The 25,682-nt window shown below is 72.3% G+C and carries 23 protein-coding genes and 1 pseudogene; 13 read left to right on the top strand and 11 right to left on the bottom strand.

What is annotated here, in order from left to right; genetic code table 11:
* Window positions 1-135 precede the first annotated feature (135 nt).
* The 5 genes and pseudogenes from ACQF4J_RS42685 to ACQF4J_RS42705 form a co-directional block, all read right to left on the bottom strand.
* Entirely contained in the window at window positions 136-1,275 is a 1,140-nt protein-coding gene (locus tag ACQF4J_RS42685; protein WP_351580964.1) for a site-2 protease family protein, read from the bottom strand.
* 193 nt (window positions 1,276-1,468) lie between these two features.
* The gene (locus ACQF4J_RS42690; RefSeq protein WP_351805667.1) at window positions 1,469-2,521 is read right to left on the bottom strand and encodes a class I fructose-bisphosphate aldolase; all 1,053 of its coding nucleotides are present in this window, start codon (window positions 2,519-2,521) and stop codon (window positions 1,469-1,471) included.
* Between the two features lie 116 nt (window positions 2,522-2,637).
* Window positions 2,638-3,663 carry a 6-phosphofructokinase gene (locus ACQF4J_RS42695; protein WP_351580970.1) on the bottom strand — a complete coding sequence of 342 codons (1,026 nt, stop codon included), beginning with the start codon at window positions 3,661-3,663 and terminating at the stop codon, window positions 2,638-2,640.
* A gap of 210 nt (window positions 3,664-3,873) precedes the next feature.
* Window positions 3,874-4,416 (bottom strand): FABP family protein, encoded by a 543-nt coding sequence (locus tag ACQF4J_RS42700; protein WP_351805665.1) that lies wholly within the window; start codon window positions 4,414-4,416, stop codon window positions 3,874-3,876.
* A 69-nt stretch (window positions 4,417-4,485) separates the two neighbouring features.
* Window positions 4,486-5,055: pseudogene (locus ACQF4J_RS42705) on the bottom strand (MFS transporter); the annotation flags it as partial.
* A 470-nt stretch (window positions 5,056-5,525) separates the two neighbouring features.
* Between ACQF4J_RS42705 and ACQF4J_RS42710 the strand changes: the two are divergent.
* Window positions 5,526-7,919 carry a M4 family metallopeptidase gene (locus ACQF4J_RS42710; protein ID WP_427168200.1) on the top strand — a complete coding sequence of 798 codons (2,394 nt, stop codon included), beginning with the start codon at window positions 5,526-5,528 and terminating at the stop codon, window positions 7,917-7,919.
* Window positions 7,920-7,973: 54 nt separating this feature from the next.
* Here the strand turns inward: ACQF4J_RS42710 and ACQF4J_RS42715 are convergent, their stop codons facing one another.
* The 4 genes from ACQF4J_RS42715 to ACQF4J_RS42730 form a co-directional block, all read right to left on the bottom strand.
* Window positions 7,974-9,173 carry a glycoside hydrolase family 64 protein gene (locus tag ACQF4J_RS42715; RefSeq protein WP_427168201.1) on the bottom strand — a complete coding sequence of 400 codons (1,200 nt, stop codon included), beginning with the start codon at window positions 9,171-9,173 and terminating at the stop codon, window positions 7,974-7,976.
* Between the two features lie 189 nt (window positions 9,174-9,362).
* Window positions 9,363-10,118, bottom strand: coding sequence for a dienelactone hydrolase family protein (locus ACQF4J_RS42720; protein WP_351580982.1), 756 nt, complete (start codon window positions 10,116-10,118; stop codon window positions 9,363-9,365).
* A gap of 120 nt (window positions 10,119-10,238) precedes the next feature.
* Window positions 10,239-10,859, bottom strand: a complete 621-nt coding sequence (locus ACQF4J_RS42725) for an L-threonylcarbamoyladenylate synthase (RefSeq protein WP_249837811.1) — start codon at window positions 10,857-10,859, stop codon at window positions 10,239-10,241.
* Between the two features lie 9 nt (window positions 10,860-10,868).
* Complete coding sequence (locus tag ACQF4J_RS42730; protein ID WP_351580984.1) at window positions 10,869-11,363, bottom strand: FBP domain-containing protein; 495 nt, start codon at window positions 11,361-11,363, stop codon at window positions 10,869-10,871.
* Window positions 11,364-11,435: 72 nt separating this feature from the next.
* Here ACQF4J_RS42730 and ACQF4J_RS42735 point away from each other — a divergent pair, with 72 nt between their 5' ends.
* The 7 genes from ACQF4J_RS42735 to ACQF4J_RS42765 all read left to right on the top strand — a co-directional run bounded on the left by ACQF4J_RS42735 (window position 11,436) and on the right by ACQF4J_RS42765 (window position 18,045).
* Window positions 11,436-12,014 carry a TetR/AcrR family transcriptional regulator gene (locus tag ACQF4J_RS42735; protein ID WP_427168203.1) on the top strand — a complete coding sequence of 193 codons (579 nt, stop codon included), beginning with the start codon at window positions 11,436-11,438 and terminating at the stop codon, window positions 12,012-12,014.
* Between the two features lie 16 nt (window positions 12,015-12,030).
* Window positions 12,031-13,215 carry a GDSL-type esterase/lipase family protein gene (locus ACQF4J_RS42740; protein ID WP_351580988.1) on the top strand — a complete coding sequence of 395 codons (1,185 nt, stop codon included), beginning with the start codon at window positions 12,031-12,033 and terminating at the stop codon, window positions 13,213-13,215.
* Between the two features lie 103 nt (window positions 13,216-13,318).
* Window positions 13,319-14,854, top strand: coding sequence for a helix-turn-helix domain-containing protein (locus ACQF4J_RS42745; RefSeq protein ID WP_351805651.1), 1,536 nt, complete (start codon window positions 13,319-13,321; stop codon window positions 14,852-14,854).
* Window positions 14,855-15,112: 258 nt separating this feature from the next.
* The gene (locus ACQF4J_RS42750; protein ID WP_351805649.1) at window positions 15,113-16,462 is read left to right on the top strand and encodes a transaminase; all 1,350 of its coding nucleotides are present in this window, start codon (window positions 15,113-15,115) and stop codon (window positions 16,460-16,462) included.
* Window positions 16,463-16,544: 82 nt separating this feature from the next.
* Complete coding sequence (locus ACQF4J_RS42755; RefSeq protein ID WP_351580992.1) at window positions 16,545-16,985, top strand: Lrp/AsnC family transcriptional regulator; 441 nt, start codon at window positions 16,545-16,547, stop codon at window positions 16,983-16,985.
* Between the two features lie 63 nt (window positions 16,986-17,048).
* Window positions 17,049-17,285 (top strand): hypothetical protein, encoded by a 237-nt coding sequence (locus ACQF4J_RS42760; protein ID WP_351580994.1) that lies wholly within the window; start codon window positions 17,049-17,051, stop codon window positions 17,283-17,285.
* 232 nt (window positions 17,286-17,517) lie between these two features.
* On the top strand, window positions 17,518-18,045 hold the full coding sequence (locus tag ACQF4J_RS42765; RefSeq protein WP_351580996.1) for a hypothetical protein: 528 nt from the start codon (window positions 17,518-17,520) through the stop codon (window positions 18,043-18,045).
* Between the two features lie 76 nt (window positions 18,046-18,121).
* Here the strand turns inward: ACQF4J_RS42765 and ACQF4J_RS42770 are convergent, their stop codons facing one another.
* On the bottom strand, window positions 18,122-18,688 hold the full coding sequence (locus ACQF4J_RS42770) for a hemerythrin domain-containing protein (RefSeq protein WP_351581302.1): 567 nt from the start codon (window positions 18,686-18,688) through the stop codon (window positions 18,122-18,124).
* 178 nt (window positions 18,689-18,866) lie between these two features.
* On the opposite strand from ACQF4J_RS42770, the gene ACQF4J_RS42775 reads away from it, so the two are divergent.
* Window positions 18,867-20,063 carry an amidohydrolase gene (locus tag ACQF4J_RS42775; RefSeq protein WP_427168684.1) on the top strand — a complete coding sequence of 399 codons (1,197 nt, stop codon included), beginning with the start codon at window positions 18,867-18,869 and terminating at the stop codon, window positions 20,061-20,063.
* 312 nt (window positions 20,064-20,375) lie between these two features.
* Here ACQF4J_RS42775 and ACQF4J_RS42780 read toward each other — a convergent pair whose 3' ends face one another.
* Window positions 20,376-21,248 carry an SCO6745 family protein gene (locus tag ACQF4J_RS42780; RefSeq protein ID WP_427168204.1) on the bottom strand — a complete coding sequence of 291 codons (873 nt, stop codon included), beginning with the start codon at window positions 21,246-21,248 and terminating at the stop codon, window positions 20,376-20,378.
* A 195-nt stretch (window positions 21,249-21,443) separates the two neighbouring features.
* Between ACQF4J_RS42780 and ACQF4J_RS42785 the strand changes: the two genes are divergently transcribed.
* The 4 genes from ACQF4J_RS42785 (at window position 21,444) to ACQF4J_RS42800 (ending at window position 25,611) form a co-directional block, all read left to right on the top strand.
* A complete protein-coding gene (locus ACQF4J_RS42785; RefSeq protein WP_427168205.1) occupies window positions 21,444-22,820 on the top strand; it encodes a diacylglycerol/lipid kinase family protein in 1,377 nt (458 codons plus the stop codon).
* On the top strand, window positions 22,817-23,443 hold the full coding sequence (locus ACQF4J_RS42790) for a phosphatase PAP2 family protein (RefSeq protein WP_351581298.1): 627 nt from the start codon (window positions 22,817-22,819) through the stop codon (window positions 23,441-23,443). The genes ACQF4J_RS42785 and ACQF4J_RS42790 overlap by 4 nt, the downstream gene beginning before the upstream one ends.
* Window positions 23,444-23,671: 228 nt before the next feature.
* Window positions 23,672-24,577 (top strand): peptidoglycan-binding domain-containing protein, encoded by a 906-nt coding sequence (locus ACQF4J_RS42795; RefSeq protein WP_351581296.1) that lies wholly within the window; start codon window positions 23,672-23,674, stop codon window positions 24,575-24,577.
* A 110-nt stretch (window positions 24,578-24,687) separates the two neighbouring features.
* Window positions 24,688-25,611, top strand: a complete 924-nt coding sequence (locus ACQF4J_RS42800; RefSeq protein ID WP_351581294.1) for a PfkB family carbohydrate kinase — start codon at window positions 24,688-24,690, stop codon at window positions 25,609-25,611.
* The last annotated feature ends 71 nt before the right edge of the window (window positions 25,612-25,682 follow it).

The raw sequence follows: 25,682 nt of genomic DNA on the forward strand, positions 1-25,682 counted from the left end.
GGTAAGGACTGCGTGAAGGGGAAAGTTACCGCCGGTAGGCGTTCGTGTCCGGAGTGATGGCGGTGAAAGTCGGTCACCGAGTGACGAGTTCGGGCCAAGATCGGACCCGTCCGCGGTTCGACGCCGACCGGTCGGTCACGTCTGTGGCCGGGTGGCCGCGGTGAGCCAGGACAGGGCGCGCGTGATGTCGGCGAGGGTGACGATGCCGACGACGTGACCGTCGTCGAGGACGAGGGCGCGCCGGTCCCGGCTGGTCTGCAGTCGGGGCAGGAGGTCCACGACCCAGTCGTCCGGCGCGGCCGTGATCACCTCGCGAAGCGGACGCATCACCTCGGCGATCGTCGTCGTCGAGCGGGCCCGGAGCGGGATGTCTTCGACGAGGCGGACGGTGACGAGTCCGGCGGCGGTGCCGTCCGGGGCGAGGACGGGGAAGGCGGAGTGGCGGTAGCGGCCGAAGGGGCCCTCGGACAGGAAGGCCGCGAGGGTCGTCGTGCCGGGTACGGTGATCGGGTCGCGGGTCATCACGCGGCCGACGGGAATCTGGTCCAGCACTCCGCGCAGCTGTGTCTGGCGTTCTTCCGCGGTAGCGGTGGCGACCAGGAACCAGCCGATCAGCGCGGGCCACAGCCCGGACAGGTCGCCGGTGAGGACCATGGCCGCGAACCCCGTCACGATCATGAACCAGCCGAGCGCGCGGCCGGCGGCCGCGGCGCCGTGGGTGGCCCGCATCCGGTCCCCGGTGCGGTGCCACAGGAAGGCGCGCAGCAGCCGTCCGCCGTCCAGCGGGGCAGCCGGCAGGGCGTTGAAGACCGCCAGCACGAAGTTGATCGCGGCGAGCCACGCGACCGCCTCGACCACCAGCCCGGAGGCGTGCAGAGCGTCCAGCCACACGGCCAGCCCGAAGAACCCCGCGCCCGCCACGGCGCTGGTCAGCGGCCCCACCCCCGCGATGCGCAGCTCGGCGGCGGGCGTGGGCGCCTCACTGTGCAGCCGGGCGACGCCGCCGAGCATCCACAGTGTGATGCCGTCGACCTGCACGCCGTTGCGGCGGGCCACGACGGCATGGGCGAGTTCGTGCGCGAGCAGCGAGGCGAGGAACACCACCGCCGCCGACAGCGCCGACGCCCAGTAGGCCCAGGCCGGGTGGCCGGGGTGGGCGTCGGGGAAGCGGCCCTCGGCGAGTGTGACGGCCACCAGCGCGATGATGACCAGCACGCTCCAGTTCAGGCCGACGCGGACGCCGGCGATCCGCCCCAGACTCAACGTCTCCTTCATCGGGCTCACCGCCTCAGGACGCCCGGCCGGCGGGAGTGGGGACAGGTGCGCGTGCCCCGCCTCCCGCTCCCGCACTGTCATCGTCGCGCGGGGGAGGGCGGCGGGGCGTGGGTCGATCGGGCCTTGCCGGGGCCGGTCGGACGGTTCTGCGCGGGGGTCTTCCGCCGGGGTCGCCGTGTCCGGGGTGTCAGCCTCAGGCGATGGTGACGCTGTCGTCGAGGTAGACGTCCTGCACGGCGTGGAGGAGTTCGACGCCTTCGGCGGTGGGCCGCTGGAAGGCCTTGCGGCCGGTGATCAGGCCGGTGCCGCCGGCCCGCTTGTTGATCACCGCGGTCCGTACGGCCTGGGCGAGGTCGCCCTGGCCGCCCGACGCGCCCCCGCTGTTGATCAGCCCGACGCGGCCCATGTAGCAGTTGGCGACCTGCCAGCGCGTGAGGTCGATCGGGTGGTCGCTGGTGAGGGTGTCGTAGACGAGCGGGTCGGTCCTGCCGAAGCCCAGGGCGCGGTAGCCGCCGTTGTTCTCCGCCTGCTTCTGCTTGACGATGTCGGCCTCGATGGTCACGCCGAGGTGGTTGGCCTGGCCGGTGAGGTCGGCCGCCGCCGAGTAGTCCACGCCGTCCTTCTTGAACGCCGCGTTGCGCAGGTAGCACCACAGCACGGTGAACATGCCGAGCTCGTGGGCGCGGGCGAAGGCCTCGCCGACCTCCCGCAGCTGGCGGTCGGACTGTTCGGAGCCGAAGTAGACCGTGGCGCCCACACCGGCCGCGCCGAGGTCGAAGCACTGCTGGACGCTGCCGAACATGACCTGGTCGTAGTGGTTGGGGTAGGTCAGCAGCTCGTTGTGGTTGAGCTTCACGATGAACGGGATGCGGTGCGCGTAGCGCCGCGACACGGCCCCGAGCACCCCCAGGGTGCTGGCGACGGCGTTGCAGCCGCCCTCGACGGCCAGTTCCACGATGTTCGCGGGGTCGAGGTACCGGGGGTTGGGGGCGAACGCGGACGCCGCGGAGTGCTCGATGCCCTGGTCGACCGGCAGGATCGACACGTACCCCGTGCCGGCCAGCCGGCCGTGGTCGAAGAGGGACTGCAGGTTGCGCAGCACGCGGGGCGAGCGGTCGGTGGCGGCCACGACCCGGTCGACGAAGTCGTGGCCCGGCAGTACCAGGTCCTCCTTGGGAATCCCCAGGGCGACATGGGTCAGCAGGTCCTTCGCCTCGTCACCCAGCAAGTCTTGGATGTCGGTCATGGTCACACCCCCAGGGCGTCGTACGGCCGTCTCTCGGCCCACTGCCACCGTGCGGCGCGGCGTGGTGGCGCGGCAGAGCCCGTTGGGCACCTCGCGGAGGTCGAACGGCCCTCGCGTCAGCCGAAGAACACCTCGAACTCGTCGTACAGCGCCGGATCGACCACCTTGATCCTGCCCCGGGTCTCGTCGAGCGGGACACGGACGATGTCGGTGCCGCGCAGGGCGACCATGGTGCCGAAGGCCCCGTCCCTGACCGCGTCCACGGCATGCAGGCCGAAGCGCGTGGCCAGCCAGCGGTCGAAGGCGCTCGGGGTGCCGCCGCGCTGGACGTGGCCGAGGACCGTGGTTCGGGCCTCCGTGCCGGTGCGTCCCTCGATCTCGCGGGCGAGCCATTCGCCGATGCCGGACAGGCGCACATGGCCGTACTCGTCCCGCGACCGGTCCTTGAGGACCATCTCGCCCTCCTTGGGAACGGCTCCCTCGGCGGCGACGACGATCGGGGCGTAGTTGATCTCGAAGCGCTTCTTCACCCACGCGCAGACCTGGTCGACGTCGAACGGCCGCTCCGGCAGGAGGATCACGTTGGCGCCGCCCGCGACGCCGGCGTGCAGGGCGATCCAGCCGGAGTGCCGGCCCATCACCTCCACCACCAGGGTCCGCATGTGCGACTCGGCCGTGGTGTGCAGCCGGTCGATGGCCTCGGTCGCGATGCCGACGGCGGTGTCGAAGCCGAAGGTGTAGTCGGTGCCGGCCACGTCGTTGTCGATGGTCTTGGGTACGCCGACCAGCTTGATGCCCTGACGGCTCAGCTCCGTGGCCGCACCGAGCGTGTCCTCGCCGCCGATCACGATCATCGCCTCGACGTCGTGTGCGGCCAGGGTGTCCCGGATGCGCCGCACCCCGTCCTCGTGCTTGAACGGGTTGGTGCGGGAGGAACCGAGGATGGTTCCGCCGCGCGGCAGGATGCCGCGCACCGCGGAGACGTCCAGCGGAATCATGTTGTTGCGCAGCGCGCCGAGCCAGCCGTCGCGCACACCGACGAACTCGAAGCCGTAGTCCTGCACGCCCTTACGGACGACGCTGCGGATGACGGCGTTGAGACCGGGGCAGTCACCGCCGCCGGTCAGCACTGCGATCTTCATGGCTTCCTCCCTCTCTCCCCGGGCGGAGGCCGGCCTTCGATCCCGGCGTCACGCGCCGCACGCCGCCCGAAAGCCCGGCGACGTCGTCGGTCCACCTCCGCGGATGCGCACCCGGAGAGCCAGGTGTCTGTTCCTCCATCATGGGCGCCAGGGGTCCCGGCGGCGACTCCCGTGCGGCCCGCCGGTGAGGACCTTCGGCCCCGTGACGCTCTACTTCACGCGCCGCAGGGTCGCGGAGAGGTGATGCTGCAACGGCAGGCCGACGGCCGCGAGCTCGTGTTCGAACGCGAGCGTGCCGTCGTCGGTCAGGGTGTAGCGGCGGCCGGTGGCGTCGACGCGCTTGGCGGTCGGGGTGAGCGCCACCTGGTGTGTCGCGAGTTCGACGGTGCCCTCGGCCGCGCGGCCGACCGCGATCTCGGCGATGCCGGTGGGCTGGGTGATCAGCGCCTCCACCCGCCCGTCGGGCTGCAGCCGCCACCAGCCGCTCTCCCGCGCCGCCGGCCGCAGCGGCGTACCGTCCGCGTCCAGCAGCCAGGCCTGTGCCTCGTAGCGCAGGAAGGGCCGGCCGTCGTGGCTGAGGACGACGTTCTGGGCGTACGCGAAGTCCCCGTCGAGCGTGGGATAGCCGCCGTGGCCCCGCCCGTGCCACCGGCCCAGGAACCCGAGCACGGGTGCGAGCAGCGCGTGCGGCTCGGGCGCCGCGTCGGGCCGGTCACCGTCGGGATAGGGGCACTCCACCGCGGGGTCGAACACGTCTGCACTCCTCAAGCCGTTCCGGTCCGGGCTGCAAGCCTAGGGGCACACCCGTCGACGTGGGACGGGGCGCCGTGGCGTCGTTCCGCGCCCCTTCAAACCGAACCACTCTTCGGGGCGCGAGGTCGGCAGCAGGGCGGCGACCGTCACGAGGCAGACGAGCGCCGGAACCGCGAGCGTGCCGACCGGCAGCTGCCAGCGACTCCACCGGCCCAGCCAGGTCCCGAAGGGCACACCGAGCACCAGCGCGAGGGAACCCGCGACGGACAGGGCCCCGACGACACGGCCACGGACCCCGGGAGCGAACAGCCCCACCGCGACCGGGCCCATGACCGCCCAGAACAGCGCCTGGGCGAGAGCGGTCAGCAGCCGCGCCGCGAGGAGCACCCCGTACGAGGTCGCCGACGCCGCCGCCGCGCTGGACAGCACCAGCGCGCCCAGCACGCCCGTGAGCACATGGCGCCGGGGCACGGTCCGTACGCCGTGGGCCGGCGGCAGGGACGCGACGGCGACCGTCGCGCCGTAGCCGGTGACCAGCAGCCCGACCGCCGACACCGACACGCCGAGGTCCCGGGAGATGGGCTCCAGGAGTCCGACGGGCAGGTTCTCCGCGGTGTTGAAGGTGAACGCGGCCAGCATCAGCGCCGCCAGCACCGCCGTCCCGCGCCACGCGGCCGGTCGCGGGACGAGCGCACCCTCCCGTCCCGGCCCGCTCCGTTGCGCTTCCTCGGCGACGCCGTCCATGGAGTCACCCCACCCGGCCCGACGACCACGCCGCAACCGATTTCCGCCTCCGACGGCCGCGGGACGCCTTCGGCGCCCCTTCCGCGAAGTTGACCGAGATCCTCATGAAGGTGAAATCACTTCGTATCAGGAGGAGTTCGGGGTTTCCCGCGCGATGTCCCCGGCGCAGAGGGATAACCCTCGATTAGCCCCGACGTCGCTGACATGCCACGGTCAACCTGCCATTCTCCCTCCAACCGCCGCACACACCCCCCACGTTCTCGACACGCAGTCGGTCCCGCACAGCTCGGCTCGTCCCGGTCAGTACGCCCGTCTGTCCGGTCTGTCATCGGCCGCCCCACGCGGCCACCGCAGTAGGAGAACGAGTGAGACGCATTCCCCGCAAGCGGACCGCGGTGGGAGCCCTGCTCTCCACCGCCGCCTTCCTCGCCGTCGGCATCCAGTCGGTCCCGGCGAACGCGCAGCCCGCAGCCCCCCACCCCACCCCCCTGCGTACCGGGGGCCTGGAGGCGAAGCTCTCCCCGGCCCAGCGCACCGCTCTGATCAGGAGCGCGTCCGGGAAGGCCGGCACGACCGCCCGCACCCTCGGCCTGGGCGCCAAGGAGAAGCTGGTCGTCAAGGACGTCGTCAAGGACAACGACGGCACGGTGCACACCCGTTACGAGCGCACCTACGCCGGGCTGCCCGTCCTCGGCGGCGACCTGGTCGTGCACACCCCGCCCGCCTCCCTCGCGGCCGGCACGGTGAGTACGACGTTCAACAACAAGCACACCATCAAGGTCGCCTCGACCACGGCGGACGTCGCCAAGTCGGCCGCCGAGACGAAGGCCCTCACGGCGGCCAAGGCCCTGGACGCCAAGCAGCCCAAGGCCGACAGCGCCCGCAAGGTCATCTGGGCGGGCACGGGCACCCCGAGGCTCGCCTGGGAGACCGTCGTCAGCGGCTTCCAGGACGACGGCACCCCCAGCCGGCTGCACGTCATCACCGACGCCACCACGGGCAAGGAACTCCACCGCTTCCAGGCGATCGAGACCGGCACCGGCAACACCCAGTACAGCGGCACGGTCACGCTGAACACGACGCTTTCGGGTTCGACGTACCAGCTGTACGACACCACGCGCGGCGGCCACAAGACGTACAACCTGAACAACGGCACCTCGGGCACCGGCACCCTGATGACGGACTCCGACGACGTCTGGGGCACCGGATCCGGCTCCAACACCCAGACCGCCGGCGCGGACGCCGCCTACGGCGCCCAGATGACCTGGGACTTCTACAAGAACACGTTCGGCCGCTCCGGCATCAAGAACGACGGTGTCGCCGCCTACTCCCGCGTCCACTACAGCAGCAGCTACGTCAACGCCTTCTGGGACGACAGCTGCTTCTGCATGACCTACGGCGACGGCTCGGGCGGCACCCACGCCCTCACCTCGCTGGACGTGGCCGGCCACGAGATGAGCCACGGTGTCACCTCCAACACCGCGGGCCTGGACTACAGCGGCGAGTCCGGCGGCCTGAACGAGGCGACCTCCGACATCTTCGGCACCGGCGTGGAGTTCTACGCCAACAACAGCAGCGACGTCGGTGACTACCTCATCGGCGAGAAGATCGACATCAACGGCGACGGCTCGCCGCTGCGTTACATGGACAAGCCGAGCAAGGACGGCGGCTCCGCGGACAGTTGGTACTCGGGTGTCGGCAACCTCGACGTGCACTACTCCTCGGGTCCGGCCAACCACATGTTCTACCTGCTGTCCGAGGGCAGCGGCACCAAGACGATCAACGGCGTCACCTACAACAGCCCGACCTCCGACGGCGTCGCCGTCACCGGCATCGGCCGGGCCGCGGCCCTGCAGATCTGGTACAAGGCGCTGACGACGTACATGACGTCCAGCACCAACTACGCCGGTGCCCGCACCGCCGCCCTGAACGCCGCAGCCGCGCTGTACGGCACCGGCTCCACCCAGTACGCCGGGGTGGGCAACGCCTTCGCCGGCATCAACGTCGGCAGCCACATCACCCCGCCCTCGTCGGGCGTCACGGTCACCAACCCGGGCAGCCAGTCCTCCACCGTCGGCACCGCGGTGAGCCTGCAGATCTCGGCCAGCAGCACCAACAGCGGCTCGCTGACGTACGCCGCCGGCGGACTGCCGACGGGCCTGTCGATCAACAGCTCCACCGGCGTCGTCTCCGGCACCCCGACCACGGCCGGCACCTACAGCACGACCGTCACGGTGACCGACAGCACGGGCGCGACCGGCACCGCCTCCTTCACCTGGACGGTGAGCTCCAGCGGCGGTGGCACCTGCACCTCGGCCCAACTCCTGGGCAACCAGGGCTTCGAGTCGGGCAACACCACCTGGACCGCCTCCAGCGGGGTCATCACCAACTCCACCGGTGAGAGCGCCCACGGCGGCTCGTACTACGCCTGGCTGGACGGGTACGGCTCCACCCACACCGACACCCTGTCGCAGTCGGTGACCATCCCGAGCGGCTGCAAGGCGACGCTCACGTTCTATCTGCACATCGACACGTCGGAGACCACCAGCAGCACCGCGTACGACAAGCTGACGGTCACCGCCGGTTCGACCACCCTGGCGACGTACTCGAACCTCAACGCCGCCTCCGGCTACGCCCAGAAGTCCTTCGACCTGTCGTCCCTGGCGGGCTCGACCGTCACCCTGAAGTTCAGCGGTGTCGAGGACTCCTCGCTCCAGACCAGCTTCGTCGTCGACGACACCGCCCTGACGACCAGCTGATCCCTCCGCACCGGCACAAGGGCCTCACCCCGCACGGGGTGAGGCCCTTCGGCATCAGTTGAACGGGTCGAGCGTCAGATACGCCTGCTGCGGGCTGCCGTCCTGGACGAGCGACTCGTGGTTGCCGACGTCGTCGAAGGCGAACGCGTAGGCCTTGCCGTCGGCCATCTGCGCGTGGATGGCGCGGGCGTACTGGTTGGTCACCGCGTCCTGGTAGAAGTTCGCCGAGGAGGTGTCCGGCTGGTTGGTGTTGGTCAGGAGCGTGGTGCGGTTGAAGCCCGCGCACAGTGTGCGCGAAATGGGGCCGCGGACTTGGTCGTTGGGGGCGTCGAGCAGCTTGTGGCAGCCGAAGACGCTGTCGGCGTCCGGCTTCTGGAAGCTGGTGACGACCGCGCCGGAGCCGTTGGTGAAGTTCATGACCCCACCCGAGACCCGGCCGTAGTACTTGGTGTTCGGCTGGTCGGTGAACGGGGTGACGGTCAGGGTGGACGAGGCGTACTTCTGCCAGACGCGGTTGATGTAGTCGTCCATGACGGACGCCGGGAGAGCGCCGGACTCCAGCCCGTGGCCGGGGGACAGCGCGCGCAGCACGGTGCCGTCGGAGCGGGTCTGGATCAGCCCGGCCCAGCCGCCCGACCTGCCGCGCAGGTCGTTGAGAACGCCGTTGTACCCGCCCGACTTGAGGTGCCCGGTGGAGACCGTGCTCCCGTCGGCCCGCTGCACGCCCACCGCGTAGGGCGCCGAGAACATGTCGACCTGCGTGCTGTTGATCCACAGACCGGAGTCGTTGAGCGTGTACTCCGACCAGTTGAAGAGGATGTCGTGGTTGGGGTCGGTCGGGTTCTGCACGGCGGGCTGCACCAGACCGCCGGTGGTCAGCTTGAACACCAGCTTCTGGCCGTAGGAGAAGTAGACCCGGCCGGAGAACTTGGGGATCCGGATCGTCTTCGACTGCCCGGCGGCGGGACCCGGGATCGACGCGTCCGGTGCGGGAGTCGGCGGGTTGCCGCCCGCCGGCCACGCGTGGAACGTGCCGCTCGCGTCCGCCCAGCCCTGCTGGCCCGTGGAGAGCAGGGTGCCGATCGTATAGACGTAGACCGCGTCGCCGCGGCCCGAGTTGTTGGTCACCTTCAGCGGGATCGTCGTGGGGACGGCCGCCTCGGCGGACGTGGGCGACTGGACGGCGATCACCGCGGCGATCAGTGCGGCGGCGGCTATGGGGGCCGGCAGCCGTCGAGAGAGCTTGTGGCGCACGCTCCACCTCCGTGTGTGGGGTCACTCGAGGGGTTGGTCCGTGTTGGTCCGTACCTGTTCTGAGAGCGCTCTCAAAGTGACACTCAGGTTGCGTGCATGTCAATAAGATCGCCATGAGGGAAAACGCGGGCGCCCGCGGAACGAACCCGCGGGCGCCTGAAGCGACTTGTCGGAAGGTGTGGCGACCTGTCAGAAGGTGCGTCCCAGAAGGTCGAGCAGTGCGGCCCAGTGCCGCTCGGCGCCTTCCTTGTTGTAGGCGGCCGTGTCCGCCTGCGTGTACCCGTGGTGCGCGCCGGGGTAGACCTCGCAGCGATGCCGTACGCCCGCCGCCGTGAGGGTCTCCTCCAGCAGCCGCTGCTGCTCGGGCGGCATGGACGAGTCTTCGTCGGCGTGTCCGAAGTACACCTCGCCGCTGACGTTCCCGGCCACCGTGTGCGGGCTGTCCGGCGCGTCCGTGGCCAGGTGGCCGCCGTGGAAGCCGGCCATCGCCGCGACCCGGTCCGGGTAACTGCCGGCCGTGTACAGCGCCAGCCGCGCGCCCATGCAGTAGCCGGTCACCGCGACCTTGCCGTCGGCCACGAGCGGGGAGTCGGCCAGCCACCGCAGATAGGTGCCCGCGTCCCGTATGGCGAGGTCCGAGGTGTGGGACATCAGCACCGGGCCGACCTGCTCCCAGATCTGCGGCCGGGCCGCGGGATCGATGAACTCGGGCAGGTCGAACACCGGTGAGCGGCCGTGCCGGTAGAAGACGTTGGGCACCAGGACCGTGTAGCCGGCTTCGGCCAGCCGGTCCGCCATCGACTCGAGATGCGGACGCAGGCCGAAGGCGTCCATGTAGAGGAGTACGCCGGGGTGGGGCAGGCCGTCGTCGGGATGCGTCAGATAGGCATCCGCGACGCCGTCCTCGGTGGCGATGTCGATGGCTGTTCCCTGTACGGAGGTCATGGGGGGTGCCTCTCTGTGTGCTCGGCGACGACCAACTGCGCGGCCCCGCGGGCCGGGCCCGGTCATCGTTGCACGTGCCACCGACCCGGCCGACACGACCCCTGACTCAGGCGGAGGGGCTCATTCGAACCGTGTGACGTCCCCGGCGCCCCGCCGGATGATCTCGGCCTCGCCGCCGGAGAAGTCGATGACGGTGGTCGGTTCGGTACCGCACTCCCCGGAGTCCACCACCCCGTCGAGGACATGGTCCAACCGGTCCTTGATCTCCCAGCCCTGCGTCATCGGCTCCTCCTCGTCGGGCAGGAGCAGCGTGCTGGACAGCAGGGGTTCGCCCAGTTCGGCGAGGAGGGCCTGGGTGACGACGTGGTCGGGGATGCGGACGCCGACCGTCTTCTTCTTCGGGTGCTGCAGCATGCGCGGCACCTCCCGGGTCGCCGGCAGGATGAAGGTGTAGCTGCCGGGCGTCGACGCCTTGATGGCGCGGAACACGTCGTTGTCGATCCGCACGAACTGGCCGAGCTGCGCGAAGTCCTGGCACACAAGGGTGAAGTGGTGCCGGTCGTCCAGGTGGCGGATGGTGCGGATCCGCTCGATGCCGTCACGGCTGCCCAGCCGGCAGCCGAGCGCGTAACAGGAGTCGGTCGGATACGCGATGAGCGCCCCCGACCGGATGCTCTCCGCGACCTGCGAGATGGTGCGCGGCTGGGGGTTGTCGGGGTGCACGTCGTAGTACTTCGCCATCCGCCGAGCTTATGCCGTGCGCACCTTGGCGACGAACGCGGCGAGGTTGGCCACGGTGCGCCGGATCTTCTCCTCCAGTGTGATCGTCTCGTGCATCCGCCCGCCGGCGTCCGCGTCCTTCCTCCCGCGCACGTACAGCGAGCAGGCGAGGTCGTCACAGAGGTAGGCGCCCACGGAGTTGCCCTGCTGTCCGGCCCTGCCCGCCTTCGGCGCGACCATCAGGGACACGCCACCGGAGTGGACGGTCAGGCATATCGAGCACATGCTGCGCCGCGTCTGCCACGAGCCCGCGCCTGAGGTGCGCAGCACGACGGCCACGGGACGGGCGTCCAGCTCGGCGGCCAGATAGGCGCGGCCGGGGGCCTGGGGATCGCGCCAGCCGAGGTAGTCCAGGTCCTCCCAGGGGCGGTCGGCCAGGTCGCGCGGCACGTGCAGCCGCTTCGCCTCGCCCTTGGTGCAGTTCACGAAGGCGGCGCGGATCTCTTGCTCGGTCAGCGGTTCCATAATGTCACGCTAATTTGCCTAAAGGCTTTAGGCAAACGCATAATCGATGCAGGCGAGGGAAGAGGGCTGACCATGGGGCGTATGGGGCTGACCACGGAACGCGTGGTCCGGGCGGGCGCGGAGCTGGCCGACGAGGTCGGGTTCGAGCACGTGACCGTCTCGGAGGTGGCCCGGCGCTTCGACGTGAAGGTCGCGAGTCTGTACTCGCACGTGAAGAACTCCCAGGACCTCAAGACCCGGATCGCCCTCTTCGCCCTGGAGGAACTCGCCGACCGGGCCGCCGACGCGGTGGCCGGACGGGCCGGCAAGGACGCCCTGGCCGCCTTCGCCAACGCCTACCGCGACTACGGCCGCGAACACCCCGGGCGCGCGACCGCGGCCCGGTTCCCGCTCGATGCCGAGACGGCGGCCGCGAGCGCGGGCGTCCGCCACGCCCGCATGACGCGGGCGATCCTGCGCGGCTACGACCTGCCGGAGCCGGAACAGACGCACGCCGTACGGCTTTTGGGCAGCGTCTTCCATGGTTACTCGAGTCTGGAGACGGCCGGCGGCTTCAGCCACAGCGCCCCCGGCTCCGAGGAGTCCTGGACGCGCATCCTCGACGCCCTCGACGCCCTGCTGCGCAACTGGCCCGCCACCCCCACCCCTTGATCGACAGGCTGAGGACATGGACACCGAGCACGACTGGATCACCACGCCCGTCACCGCCGAACTGCTGCGCGGCGCGATCGACGTGGAGCACACCGAGCGTGGCGTGCTGCCGCACCGGCTGCCCGCCTGGGCCCGGGCCCAGTACGACGACGGACAGCTGGCGATGGCGGAGTCCCAGCCGTCCGGTGTGCGGCTGGTCCTCCGTACCCGGGCCACCGCCGTCGAACTCGACGCCCTGCCCCTCAAGCGCGCCTACACCGGCGCCCCGGCCCGCCCCGACGGCCTGTACGACCTCCTCGTCGACGGCCGCCCGGCCGGCCAGGCCTCCGTGGCGGGCGGCGACACCGTCACCATCGACATGAGCACGGGCGGCACCGAACTGCGATCCGGCGAGCCCGGCACCCTCCGCTTCACCGGCCTGCCCGACCGGCTCAAGGACGTCGAGATCTGGCTCCCGCACAACGAGACCACCAGGCTCGTGGCCCTGCGCACGAACGCTCCCGTCGAACCGGCACCCGACCACGGACGCAAGGTCTGGCTGCATCACGGCAGTTCGATCAGCCACGGCTCCGACGCGGCGAGCCCCACCACCACCTGGCCCGCCCTCGCCGCCTCGCTCGCCGGCGTCGAACTGATCAACCTGGGGCTGGCCGGCAGCGCCCTCCTCGACCCCTTCACCGCCCGCACCCTGCGGGACACGCCCGCGGACCTGATCAGCGTCAAACTCGGCATCAACGTGGTCAACACCGACCTGATGCGGCTGCGCGCCTTCACCCCGGCGGTCCACGGATTCCTCGACACCATCCGCGAGGGCCACCCCACCGCGCCCCTGCTCGTCGTCTCGCCCATCCTGTGCCCCATCCACGAGGACACACCGGGCCCCACCGCCTGGGACATGAGCGCGCTGAGCGCCGGCCGCCTCCGCTTCCAGGCCGCGGGAGACCCGGCGGACCGCGACAACGGGAAACTCACCCTGACCGTCGTCCGCGAGGAACTGGCCCGTATCGTCGAGCAGCGCGCAGCCGACGACCCGCACCTGCACTACCTCGACGGCCGGAGCCTCTACGGCGAGGCCGACAGCGCCGAACTGCCGCTGCCCGACGACCTCCACCCCGACGCGACCACCCACCGGCGCATCGGCGAGCGCTTCGCCGACCTGGCCTTCGCCGAGGACGGCGCCTTCGGTAAGCGCGGCTCCTGAATCCCGGTTCAGCGGGACGGTACTCGTACGGCCGTCGGGCACTCGTGGGGTAACGTCCCCGCGACATGCCGAGGCCGATGCGATGAACGAGGAGAAGGGCGACATGACTGGCCCGACGGACGACGCCCGTCCCGAGCAGACGACGGGCGCCGCCGCCGACGCTTCCTGGGCGCGGGAACTGCTCGAACAGATGCGGCCCACCGGGCGCGGTGTGGACGGGGTCGTCGCCTGGCTCGCACAGGCCGTGCGGGGGACCGCCTGTCTCCACGACGGCGACGGCACCCCGCTCGCGGGGGTCCCGGTCCCGCTCGACGCCGACCTGGTCGCGGAGATCACCGCGGGCCGGATCGCCTCCGCCGCCTGGGGCGACCCGGGCCGCCACCTGCGCCTGGTCGGCGTGGAGCTGCCGCACTCCGGCACCGCCGGGGTCCTGGCGGTGTCCCGCACGACTCCCTTCGACCGGCGGGCCTCGGACATCGTCACCCACACCGCACAGGTCGTCGCGCTTCTGCTCCGGGCACGGGAGACGAACGAGGCGGCGCACCGGCTCCGGCGGGCCACCTCCGACCTGCGCCTGGCGATCCTGCAACTGCTGATGGTGGAGGACACCGTCTCCGCGCGCCGCGTGGCCGCCGGTCTGTGGCCCGGCCTGCTCGACACGGACACCGCGTGCGTCTACGTCCTGGAAGGCGATGCGAGGGAACGCGACCACATCGCCGAGGAGTGTCTCGACGCCACCCGGGAGCGGGCGCTGGTGGTGCGCTGCCCCGCGATGGACGCCCATGTCATCGTCGTGGCCCCGCACGACGCCGCCGCCGAAGCGCTGCGCGCCCTCACCGGGCGGTGGCCCGGACTGCTTCTGGGCGGCAGCGCCCCGCACAGCCTCGCCCGCACCGCCACCGCGTACGGGCAGGCCGTCAGCGCGCTCGCCGTGGCCCGCTTCCGCCCCGACAAGCAGGCCGTCTACGCCGAACGCACCCACCCCGAACGCCTGATGGACCCGGCCGTGCTGCGTGCCTGGACGGCCTCCCTGCTGGAACCGCTCGACACCCTGGCCCACCACACCCGCGCCGAGCTCCTCGCCACCTCCCGGCTCGGTCTGGAGTTCACGGCCGTGAGCGCCGCCAAGGTGCTGGGCGTCAGCCGCAACACCGTCCGCGCCCGCATGGAACGCGTGGAGGCGCTGCTGGACGCGGACTTCTCCGACCTCACGGCCCGCGCCGTGGTCCACCTCGCGCTCAACACCCAGGTCGGCCTGGCCGACGACGACCGCCGGCCCGACCGTGCCGAGGCCGACCGGGCCCGGCTCGCCGAGCTGCTGGCCGGCCCGGCGCTGCGCACCTGGGCCCACGACCTGCTCGCCCGCCTGGAGACGGACGCGCGCGACCTGCGGCGCACGCTGCGGACCTGGATCGCCGCCGGAGGCAACGCCGAGCGCGCGGCCCAGAGCCTCGGCATGCACGCGCAGACCGTCCGCGAGCATGTCCGCAGCGCGGAACCCGTTCTCGAACGCCAGCTGCTGACCGGCGGCAGCGACCTCTACGAGGTCGTCCTGGCCCACCTCGCACTCGGCGACCTGAACGGGCCGGTCCTCGACCGCGCGAACCGGGATCATCCGGACTCACCTGTGCACGGGTGAGCCTCGCGGTGCTCGCAGCGGGCACGGACGCGGTATCCAACGGATCCGCAGGTCACGTAAGTTCGGCGACCAGCAGGGCGCGACCGGAACGGGGGACTGGTCGCGCCCTTCGTGCGTTTCCCTCCGGGTGCAGGCGCTGCGCGGCGCGCGATTCGATCGTTGCGACGCGCGAATCCATCGCTATGTCTTGCCTTGACCGCTCATTCCGTCGTACCGTCCGATTGTTCGACCGTTCGCGCCCACGCCCCGAGGTGATCCATGGACCGCTCCCGCCTGCAGGACCTGCTGGCCCGCGAGACGGCGGAGGCCGTGCGCCGCTGCCCGCGTTCGAAGGACGCCTACGGGCGCGCCGACCACCTCTTCGGGCGGGTGCCGATGACGTGGATGAACAAGACGGCCGGCTCCTTCCCGCGCTACCTGGCGGCCGCCCGGGGCGCCCGCGTCACGGACATCGACGGGCACGAGTACATCGACTTCTGTCTGGGCGACACGGGTGCGATGACCGGGCATTCGCCGGCCGCCGTGGCCGACGCCGTCCAGCACCGCTTCGCCGATCTCGGCGGCGCCACCGCGATGCTGCCGACGGAGGACGCCGAGTGGGTCGGCGCGGAGCTCACCCGCCGTTTCGGCCTTGCCCGTTGGAGCTTCTCGCTGACGGCGACCGACGCCAACCGCTGGGCGATCAGGCTCGCGCGCGCCGTCACCGGCCGCCCCAAGATCCTCTTCAACAGCTACAGCTACCACGGCAGCGTCGACGAGTCCCTCATCGTGGTGGGCCCCGACGGACGGGGGGAGGCCCGCCCCGGCAACGTCGGTGCCCCGTGCGACGTCACGCTCACCAGCCGCGTCGCGGAGTTCAACGACCTGGAGCAGCTGGAGCGCGAACTCGCCCACGGCGACGTGGCCGCCGTCCTCATGGAGCCGGCGCTCACCAACATCGGCATCGTGCTGCCCGAGCCCGGATACCTCGAAGGCGTCCGCGAACTGACCCGCCGTCACGGCACGCTGCTGATCAACGACGAGACCCACACCTTCTCCGCCGGCCCCGGCGGCTGCACCGCGGCCTGGGACCTGGACCCCGACCTGCTCACCATCGGCAAGGCGATCGGCGGCGGCATCCCGGCCGGCGCCTACGGTCTGTCCGCCGAACTCGCCGACCGGCTCCTGGGCCGCACCGACCTCGACCTGATCGACATGGGCGGCGTCGGCGGCACCCTCGCCGGCAACGCCCTGTCGGTGGCCGCGATGCGCGCCACCCTCGAACACGTCCTGACCGACGACGCGTTCGCCCACATGGCCAAGCTCTCCGAACGCTTCGAGGCCGGCGTCCGCGCAGGGATCGACGCCCACGGCCTGCCCTGGACGGTCAGTCGCCTCGGCGCCCGCACCGAGTACCGCTTCGCCTCCCCGGCGCCGCGCACCGGCACCGAGTCCGCGGCCGCCGCCGACCCCGTCCTGGAGGACTTCCTCCACCTCTACCTGGCCAACCGGGGCATCCTCCTGACCCCGTTCCACAACATGGCCCTCATGTGCCCCGACACCACCGAGCGGGACGTCGACACCCACACCGAGCACTTCGCCGCCGCGCTGGCCGACCTGGTGCGGTGAGCCCGCACACCGGCCGAACCGGCACGACGATTCGCCGCGGATAGGGTCGGACGAGCCGACCGGACGAGGGAGAACGAGGAACGTGGACGAGATCGACCGGGCCATCCTGCGTGAACTGCAGACCGACGGCCGTATCGCCTACGCCGACCTCGGCCCCAAGGTCGGCCTGTCCGCGTCGGCGGCCCGCCAGCGCCTGCAGCGGCTGCTGGACTCCAAGACCGTCCAAGTCGTGGGCGTCACCGACCCGATGGCCATGGGCGGGCAGGCCATGGCCCTGCTCGGCATCGCCGTCGACGGCGACCCGCGCGCGGTCGCCGACGAACTGGCCCGCCGTGACGAGGTCGTGTACTCGGTGCTGACCTCCGGCGGCTTCGACCTGTTCGCCGAGGTGGTCGCCCCCGGCCCGCGCGAGCTCCTCGACTTCGTCAACGACGTCGTACGGCCCGTCGAGGGCGTCCGGGAGATCCAGTCCTTCCCCTACTTCGGCATCCACACCCACCGATTCCTCTGGGACGTCGGCTGATTGCCCGGCGCGGGACGGGTACTCGGGCCTCTCCGGAACGACAACCGCTGGAGGAGGGCCTCAATGACCAGCAGCACGGAGACCGGCGGCGTGACCGGTACGCCGGACAAGGACTACAACCTCATCTGGTACGTCGAGGCATGCCTGAGCAACGCCCTGCGCCTGGAGAGCTACATCCAGGACGCGGAGCGCGAGAAGGACAGCGAGGTGGCCGACCTGTTCCGCAAGGCGCAGGCGGACAGCCGCAAGGGCGCGGAACTGGGCAAGAACCTGCTGCGCGCACGCCTCGACGGCGGCTGATCACCGCCGCCCGCACCGGGCCCGGACGCCGTGCACACCACGGCGCCGGGCCTTCGACGTGTCCGGTGTCCGGCACGGAGGCCCGGGCCCCCGACCGTCCGTGTCCGGCGGGCCGACCGGCGTGGTGGGTGTGGCCGATCCCACGCGTCCGGGCGGCCGAGAGTCATGTCGTCGCGCCGGGGCCGCAAGTTACCGTCTTCGCACAGCTCCCTCGCAGTACGGACGGCTCGCAGTGCTCACTGACCTCTCCCCGCTCATCGCGGCGACCGCGGAATGGCTCACGCGCGCCTACCCGGCGAGCGGCGGCGCGCTGGCCTCGGCGCTGTGCGAGGTACAGGCACGCCAGGCCGTGACGGTGGCCGCGTGGCTGCGCTATCCGACCCCGACGGACGCCGCGCTCGTCGGCATCGCGGGCCCCGGCGGATCCTCCCGGCTCGACTGGATCACGGGCGCCGACGCCGGGACGCACTGCGACGACGACACCCACGCCTGGCGCACCTGGGTCGACGAGGTCGTGGCGAGCTGGGCGGCCGCCCTGCTGACCGACCCGGAGCTGGCCGGCCTCGCGGTGGCCGCGCTCGCCGAGGGCAGCCACGCGGCCGGCACACCGGTCCGCTTCCGCCGCCTGCTCGCGCCCGATGCCACCGACCGGCGTGCCGCGGCACTCCTGCGCCACCCCGATCTGCTCGCTCCCGTGGCCTCGCTCCACCAGGACCAGCTCCTGGACCTGCTGAAGCCCGGCCGGGCCCTCATCGCCTGACCACGCGCAAGCACACCCCCGGGAGCCCGCCGGTCGTACGGCGGGCTCCCGGGGGTGTGACGCGGCGCGGCCTGTGTCAGTGGTCGAGCTTGCCGCGGCCGCTGAGCGCGTCACGCAGCCGGTCGACCAGGCCCGCGCCCGGTGCGAGCAGCTTGTTGGCCGGAGGGGTGTCCGGTGCGGAGGGGTGGGGCCGGGTCGGCGCCATCTTCTTGGCCTGACGGATCTTGTCGCCGAGCTTGTCCAGCGCCTCCGGAGCACACGCGGCCCGCAGCTTGGGGAAGAGGTTCTCCTCCTCGTCGGCGATGTGCGAACGGACCTCCGTCATCAGCTTGCCGATGAGCCGGTCGAACTCACCGTGGTCCGCCTCGCAGCTCTCCAGGTCCTTCATGATCTGCTCGGCCTCGGAGTGGTCCTCGATCTCCTTGTCCGCGATGGCGTTCCCGCCCGCGACGTGCTCGCGCACGGCCGGGTAGAGGTACTCCTCCTCGGCGACCGAGTGCCGGATCAACTCCATCGTGGCCTGATCGGCGTACACCTTGCGGTCCTTGTGTCCCGTCGGCAGGGCCTCGATCCGGCCGAAGATCTCCTCGACCTCGCGATGGTCGGTCATCAGCTCGTCGATGACGTTTCCGCCGTGTCCCATGCTCTTCACCTCCAGCCAGGAAGTGGCGGCTCCCGGTCCGGATCCGCCACGGCCCTCGAGTGCCCTGGCGCCCTGCGGGCTAACGCACCGCTTCCGGGGGAGCGCTCCTGGTGTGGTGTTCCTCGTCCTTGGAACCCGCACCTACGACATCGACGCGGAGGGCGAACGGGAGGCCGATGTGGGGCACGCTGTGGACGAGGCGGTCGGACGAGTGGCGGGCGAGGTGGCCGTACGGGCGGAGCGGCTGTGGGAGACGGCACAGACGCTGCACGGCGATCCCGAGTACGCGTTCGCGGAACACCGGGCGGCCGAGTTGCTGAGCGCGGAACTCGAACGGGAGGGGTTCGCCGTCGAGCGCGACCTGGCCGGTCTGCCCACCGCGTTCGCGGCACGGTCGGGAACGCCCCGGCGGCCGGCCGTGGCCCTGCTGCTCGAGTACGACGCCCTGCCCGGCCTCGGGCACGCCTGCGGCCACAACCTCATCGCCGCGGCCGGTCTCGGAGCCGCCCTCGCGGCCAGGGCCGTGCTGGGCGACGGGGACGGCGCCGTGTGGGCGGTGGGAACCCCCGCCGAGGAGGGCGGTGGCGGCAAGGTCATCGAGACCGACGCGGGCGTCTTCGAGGACCTCGACGCCGCGCTGATGTTCCACCCGGGAGTCCACAGCTGGCGGTGGGCGCCGCTGACCGCACAGGCGCAGTACCGCGTCGGCTTCCACGGGCGCGCCGCGCACCCCACCGGCAACCCGACCGAGGGCATCGACGCCCTCGCCGCGCTCATCCAGCTGTTCAACACCCTCGCGGTCGTCGAGCGGCGACTGCCGCAGGGCTCGCACGTCCAGGGCATCATCACCGACGGCGGCCGGGCGACGAACATCGTTCCCGAGTACGCCGAAGGGCTCTTCGGGCTGCGCGCCGCGACGACCACCGGGCTCGAGGACCTCGCGGGTGAGCTGCTGACCTGCGCGCACGGAGTGGCCCGGGCGACCGACACGACCGTCACGGTGGAACGCGCCACGCCCCGCTACGAGCACTTCCGCGACAGCGGCGTGCTGTCCGGACGGTTCGCCCACCACCTGTCCCGCGCGGGCATCGACCTCACGCCTCCGGAGCCCGGCGTGTTCCTTGGCTCCTCCGACATCGGCAACGTCAGCGGCCGCGTTCCCGCGATCCACCCCTTCGTCGCCGTCATGGGTGAGGACGGCTCCGACCACACCCCCGAGTTCGCGGCCGCCGTGGCGTCCGACCGCGGCCGCCGCGTGATGCTGGCGGCGACTGAGGCACTCGCCTGCACGGCGGTGGAACTCCTCCTCTCCCCGGACCTGCGCGACCGAGCCTGGTCCGAACACGAACGCACCACCGTCGCGGCGCCGGGGTGAGCGGGACGAGGTCCCGGCCGGTGCTGGATCACGTGCCGTCCGACGGCCCATGCACCGCCGTCCCCGCGCCGGGATGAGAGGGCGGCAGCCTGCGGCGCCGGCGGGTCGAGGACCGGCGCTCACGCGTCCGCCCCTGCGATGACCCGACCGCAAGCCCGGGCGGTGCTGGATCACGTGCCCTCCGACGGCCCATGCACCGCCGTCCCCGCGCCGGGATGAGAGGGCGGCAGCCTGCGGCGCCGGCGGGTCGAGGACCGGCGCTCACGCGTCCGCCCCTGCGATGACCCGACCGCAAGCCCGGGCGGCGCAGCGTCACACGCCCTTCCCCGCGCCGGTGACCCCGACCGGGTTGCCGGCCGGGAGCAGGTCGGAGTCTCGGATCGTGGCCGCCAGGGGGTCGAGCAGGTCGGCCAGGCGGGCGGTGTCCTCCTGGCCGAGCGTCCTCCACGGTCCTTCGGCCAGCGCGTCGGTCTGCGCCTCGATCGCCGCGCGCCCCGCGACGCCCGCCGGGGTCAGCCCCCCGTCCTCATCCAGCCAGCCCCGCTCTCGCAGCTTCTTCTCGGCCGCCCGCCAGTCCGCCTGGTCCCACTTGCGGCCCTCCCGCAGCAGGGCCGCGTCGGACTCCCCGGCGGCCGCCTTGAGCACCATCGCCGCCACGGGGGCGACGCCGTGGCCGACCAGGGTGGCGACGTGCCCGTCCCCGCGGTGCTCCCGCAGCGTGGTCAGCGCCTGCCAGAGCCGGGCGCACGACTGCCGGGGCCGGTCGATGGCCTGGTTGGCGGCGGCGAGCGGCCGGCCGGCCGTGTCCGCGGCCTCGGCGGCCCGCCACGCCAGGTCCGCCGCCTCCGTCATCCGCGCCGAGGAGACGGCGTCGGGACCGAACAGCCGCGTCATCGCCGCGTCCATGGCCGACTCCCGCGCGTCGAGGACGTCGTCCGGAGCGGCGTACTGCCAGGCGTCGGGCAGGGCCCGCGCCACCCGGTCGGGGTGGAAGACGTAGAAGCACGCGGTGACGACCGGGGCGGGCACCGGCCCCAGGGGCGCCGCGCGCAGCGCGAAGTAACCCATCCAGAATCCGCGCATCCCGAGTCCGTCCGCGGCCCGGCGGGCCTCGGGCGCGAAGTACACGAGATCGTGGACCGGTTCGAACCGCTCCCACATGGCCCGTGCCGCCTGCGTCACCATGCCGGTTCCTCCCGCTCGCCCGCTTGGCCTTCCCGGGCAGCATCCGTCATGACAGCGGTCATAACAAGCTGTTCCGGGAATCGGGATAGCCTCGTGGCCGAGACACCCGGGCCTGTATTCTTGATCCACTTCGGGGTGCAGGCCATTCACCCGCTCGACGACGACTGTCCGATCCGGCCGTGACGGGAATCGACATTGAACGCGACCCGAACGACGAGTGCGGCGGAGCCGGACGGCTCCGGCAGAACACCCCTGTCGGCGCGCGCCCTGGCGCGGTTCGCCCTGCTCTGCGTGGCCGGCGCCGTCGCGGCCGTACTGGCCGGAGCCGGCCAGTGGCTGATACTCCTGCTCGGCCTCGCCGGGCTCGCCCTGGCCGGCGCGGGCCTGTGGTGGGCCCTGGCGCACCGCGGCCCGGCCCGCCTGTTCGGCGCGCTGCTGGCGATCGGCGCACCCATCGGCGTCCTGGTGCTGTACGCGGTCTCGGGCCTGTGGGTGGTGGCCGTGGCCGCAGTGGCGGCCTGGACCACCGCGGTGGCCTGCGCCAGAAGCGCCCTGCGCCGACTGCGCTCACCGCACGGCATGCGTCACCGCTCCGCCCGGCCGTTCCGGCGCGCCGTGCTGATCATGAACCCCCGGTCGGGGGGCGGGAAGGTCGGCCAGTTCGGCCTGGTGGAACGGGCCGAGGCGCTGGGCGCCCGGGTGATACTCCTCGACCTCGACACCGCCCCCGACCCCGTGGCGCTGGCCCGCCAGGCGGTCGCCGAGGGCGCGGACCTGCTCGGCGCGGCGGGCGGCGACGGCACCCAGGCCCTGGTGGCGAGCGTGGCCGCCGAGCACGGGCTGCCGTTCGTGGTCGTGGCCGCCGGGACCCGCAACCACTTCGCCATGGACCTCGGCCTGGACCGCGACGATCCGGCGAAGAGCCTGGACGCCCTGTCCGACGGTGTGGAACTCCGCGTCGACCTGGGGGAGGTGGGCGGCCTGCCGTTCGTCAACACGGCGTCGTTCGGGACGTACGCGCAGATCGTGCAGAGCCCCGACTACCGTGAGGCCAAGGCGGCCACGGCGCTCGAGCAGTTGCCGGACCTGCTGACCGGCGACGCGGCGGCCCCGCTGACCGCACGGACGGACGACCAGGTCGTGGAGGCCCCGCAGGCCGTGCTCGTCAGCAACAACCCCTACGCCCGGGCCGATCCGCTCGGCGGCGGCCGCAGAGCCAGGCTCGACACGGGCACGCTCGGCGTGATCGCCGTCCGGGTGGAGAGCGCGGCACGCGCCGCGGAACTCGCGCTGCTGGGCGAGCGGGCCAGCGGCATCACCTCACTGACGTCCCGCCGGGTCGTGGTCGAGTCCGACGACGAGCTCATCCCGGTGGCCGTGGACGGTGAGGCGCTCACCCTGCCCCCGCCGGTCGTGTGCGCCGTTCGGCCGGGCGTCCTGCGGGTACGTGTGCCCCGGCACCGCCCCGGTGCCCCGTACATCGCACCGTCCGTCGACTGGCGACGGGTGGTGCGCCTCGCCTTCGACCGAACCCCCGACCCACGCGAGAAGGAACCAGGAGCACAGCGATGACCGACTGCCCGCCGCGCGAACAACGAGTGCCGCGAGGACTGTTGCACGATCTCGCAGCCCTCGACCAAGCGCTCTACGAGGCCGTGACGGTCACCAGAACACCCACACTGGACGCCGCGCTGCGGCGGCTGTCCGCGGCGGCCGACCACTCCAAGATCTCGTTCGCGGTCGCGGGAGCGCTGGCCCTGTGGCCGGGCAGCTCGCGTCGCGCCGCGGCCCTCGGAGTCGCGGCGATCGGTGTCGCCTCGGCGACGGCGAACCTGCTCGGCAAGCGTCTGGTCCGGCGACCGCGCCCCCACCGCGCGGAGGACTCGCCGTTTCCCGGACGGCATGTGCCCATGCCGGAATCCGCCTCCTTCCCCTCGGGGCACACGGCCTCGGCGGTCGCCTTCGCAGCGGCCGTCGGCACCGCGTTCCCGGCCGCCACCCTGCCTCTCGGCCTGCTGGCCTGCGCCGTGGGCTACTCACGCGTGCACACGGGTGTTCACTACCCCGGCGACGTCATCGCCGGCGCCGTGCTCGGCACCGGTGCCGCGTCCGCGGTCCTGGTGGCCGCCCGCTGGGAGGGTCTGAGCGACATCCGCCCGTCGGCGCTCGCACCCTTCAAGGCGCGCCGCAAATAACCCATCGACAAGTTCTGGCCAAAGGTTTAAGGGTCACAGACCGCCGGTCGGCGCCGTGGTCCGGCGGCATCACGGCGCCGCGCGCAGGTTGCGGCCTCGGCGAGAGCTTTCCTGCTCTGGCCGTTTTTCGACCCTTCGAACGTGCTCCTTCCGAGTTCCGGGAGATCTTGAAGATTCCGTGTGGGAATCCTGTCTAGGATCTGGAGCTGGTACGGAGAGGAAGCACGTGTGAGTGAACAGGCGGGTTCCGGCTGCCCGGAGTGCGGCAAACCCCGGGCGGCGGACGGCACTCCGACCTGCTCCTGCACAGTCCGCGCCGCCGACGTCCGCAGCGAGACGCGCACGGCCGAGGCGGCGGCCGCGGAGGACTTCGACCCGGTGCGCATACGGCCGTACGTCGAGATAGACGTCGTATCCGGACCGGGCGACGAGTCCGGCGCCGACGGAGCACCACAACACCCCGACATTCCGGGGGAGTTCGACGATCTGCTCGCGGCAGGTGCCGAGCCGACGGAGCCGCTCCCGCCGTCGCCGGCCGACGCGGCCCCGGCCCGTCGGCGGTCCCGGGCGCTGCTGGTGACGGGCGTGGGCGCCGCGGCGGCCGTCCTCGTGACGGGCGGAGTCGTCGGGGGCATCTTCTGGTACGACAGCCCCGCACGGAAGGACTCCGTGTCGGACGGCGTGCGGGCGGGCCTGCCGGACCAGCGGCCCTCGGCAAGCGGTCCGGCTTCCGGGCAGCCGTCGACCACGGCGCCCTCGGCGTCGCCGTCCACGACCCCGAGTTCCTCGCCCAGCGCCACCGCGACCGGCGGCCCGGCCACCCCCACCGGCTCGGGCACCCCGAGCGGCACACCCACCGGCACCGGCACGGCCACCGGAGCCCCCGCACCGAGCGAGTCCGGCGGCCGCCCACCCGTCCTGCGCTACGGCGACAGGGGGCCGGAAGTCGTCGAACTACAGCTGCGGCTGAAGCAGGTCGGCTACTACGACGGTGCCGCCGACGGCAACTTCGACCGCGACGTGGAGAACGCCGTCCGCGGCTACCAGTTCACCCGCGTCATCCTCCAGGACGAGTCCGGCGTCTACGGCGCGGCCACCCGGGCCGCACTCGAATCCGAGACCAAGGAGCCGTGACGGCCGGAGGCGGCCACGGTGTCCGCCACTGGCGGGCGGACGCCCGGCAACCGCGCCGCTCGGGGTGTCGTCCCGGGCCCTGGCCCGACGCCGCTTCGTACACTGACGCCGTGCCCGGGCGGCAGGAGGTGCTGGTGGGTGGAGCCGGTGACGAGAGGCGTCCCGCGGGACTGTTCGTCGGCCTGTGCACGCTGGACGTCATCCAGCTCGTCGATCGCACACCGGGCCCCAACGAGAAGCTGACGGCCCGTCGGCAGGAGGTCTGCGCAGGCGGCCCGGCGGCGAACGCGGCCGTGGCCTTCAGCCATCTCGGCGGCTCGGCCAGACTGCTGACCGCCGTCGGCGCCCATCCGCTGGGCCTCGCCGTCGCGGCGGACCTGCGCCGGCTCGGCGTGACCGTGTCCGACCTCGCGGCCGACTCGGCCGAACCGCCCGCCGTGTCGTCCGTCCTGGTGACCGCGTCGACCGGGGACCGGGCGGTCGCCTCCACCAACGCGACCGGCCGCCGTCTCGCGCCGCCCGCCGACCTCGACGCGCTGGTGGCCGACTGCGATCTCGTCGAGTTCGACGGCCACCACATGGAACTGGCGGTGGCCACCGCCCGCCGCGCCCGGGCGGCCGGCCGAACCACCCTGTTCGACGGCGGCAGTTGGAAGGAGGGGACGCCGACGCTGCTGTCGTCGATCGACGTGGCCGTCTGCTCGGCCGACTTCCGGCCGCCGGGAACGCGCACACCGGCCGACACCCTGCGGTTCCTGCGGGAGCTCGGTGTCCCCTGGACCGCGGTCACCGGGGGAGGGCAGCCCGTGGTGTGGCAGGGCCCCGACGGCGGGGGAACGGTGGACGTGCCGCCGGTCCGCGTCGTGGACACCCTGGGCGCGGGCGACGTCCTGCACGGTGCCCTCGCCCATCACCTCGCGCCGCGAGGCCGGATCACGGCAGAGGGCTTCGCCGAGGCGCTGCACGCCTCCGCCGCCACGGCCGCCCGGGCGTGCACGTCGTTCGGCACCCGGGCCTGGCTGCGGGGCGGATGAACGCCGGGCGCTCCGCAGCGGCGAGAGGGGACCTGCCACGCCAGGGCGAACGTGACGTGCGGTGTCCCGCC

The organism is Streptomyces sp. C1-1 (genome assembly GCF_050214755.1).
In the GTDB taxonomy this organism is placed as follows: domain Bacteria; phylum Actinomycetota; class Actinomycetes; order Streptomycetales; family Streptomycetaceae; genus Streptomyces.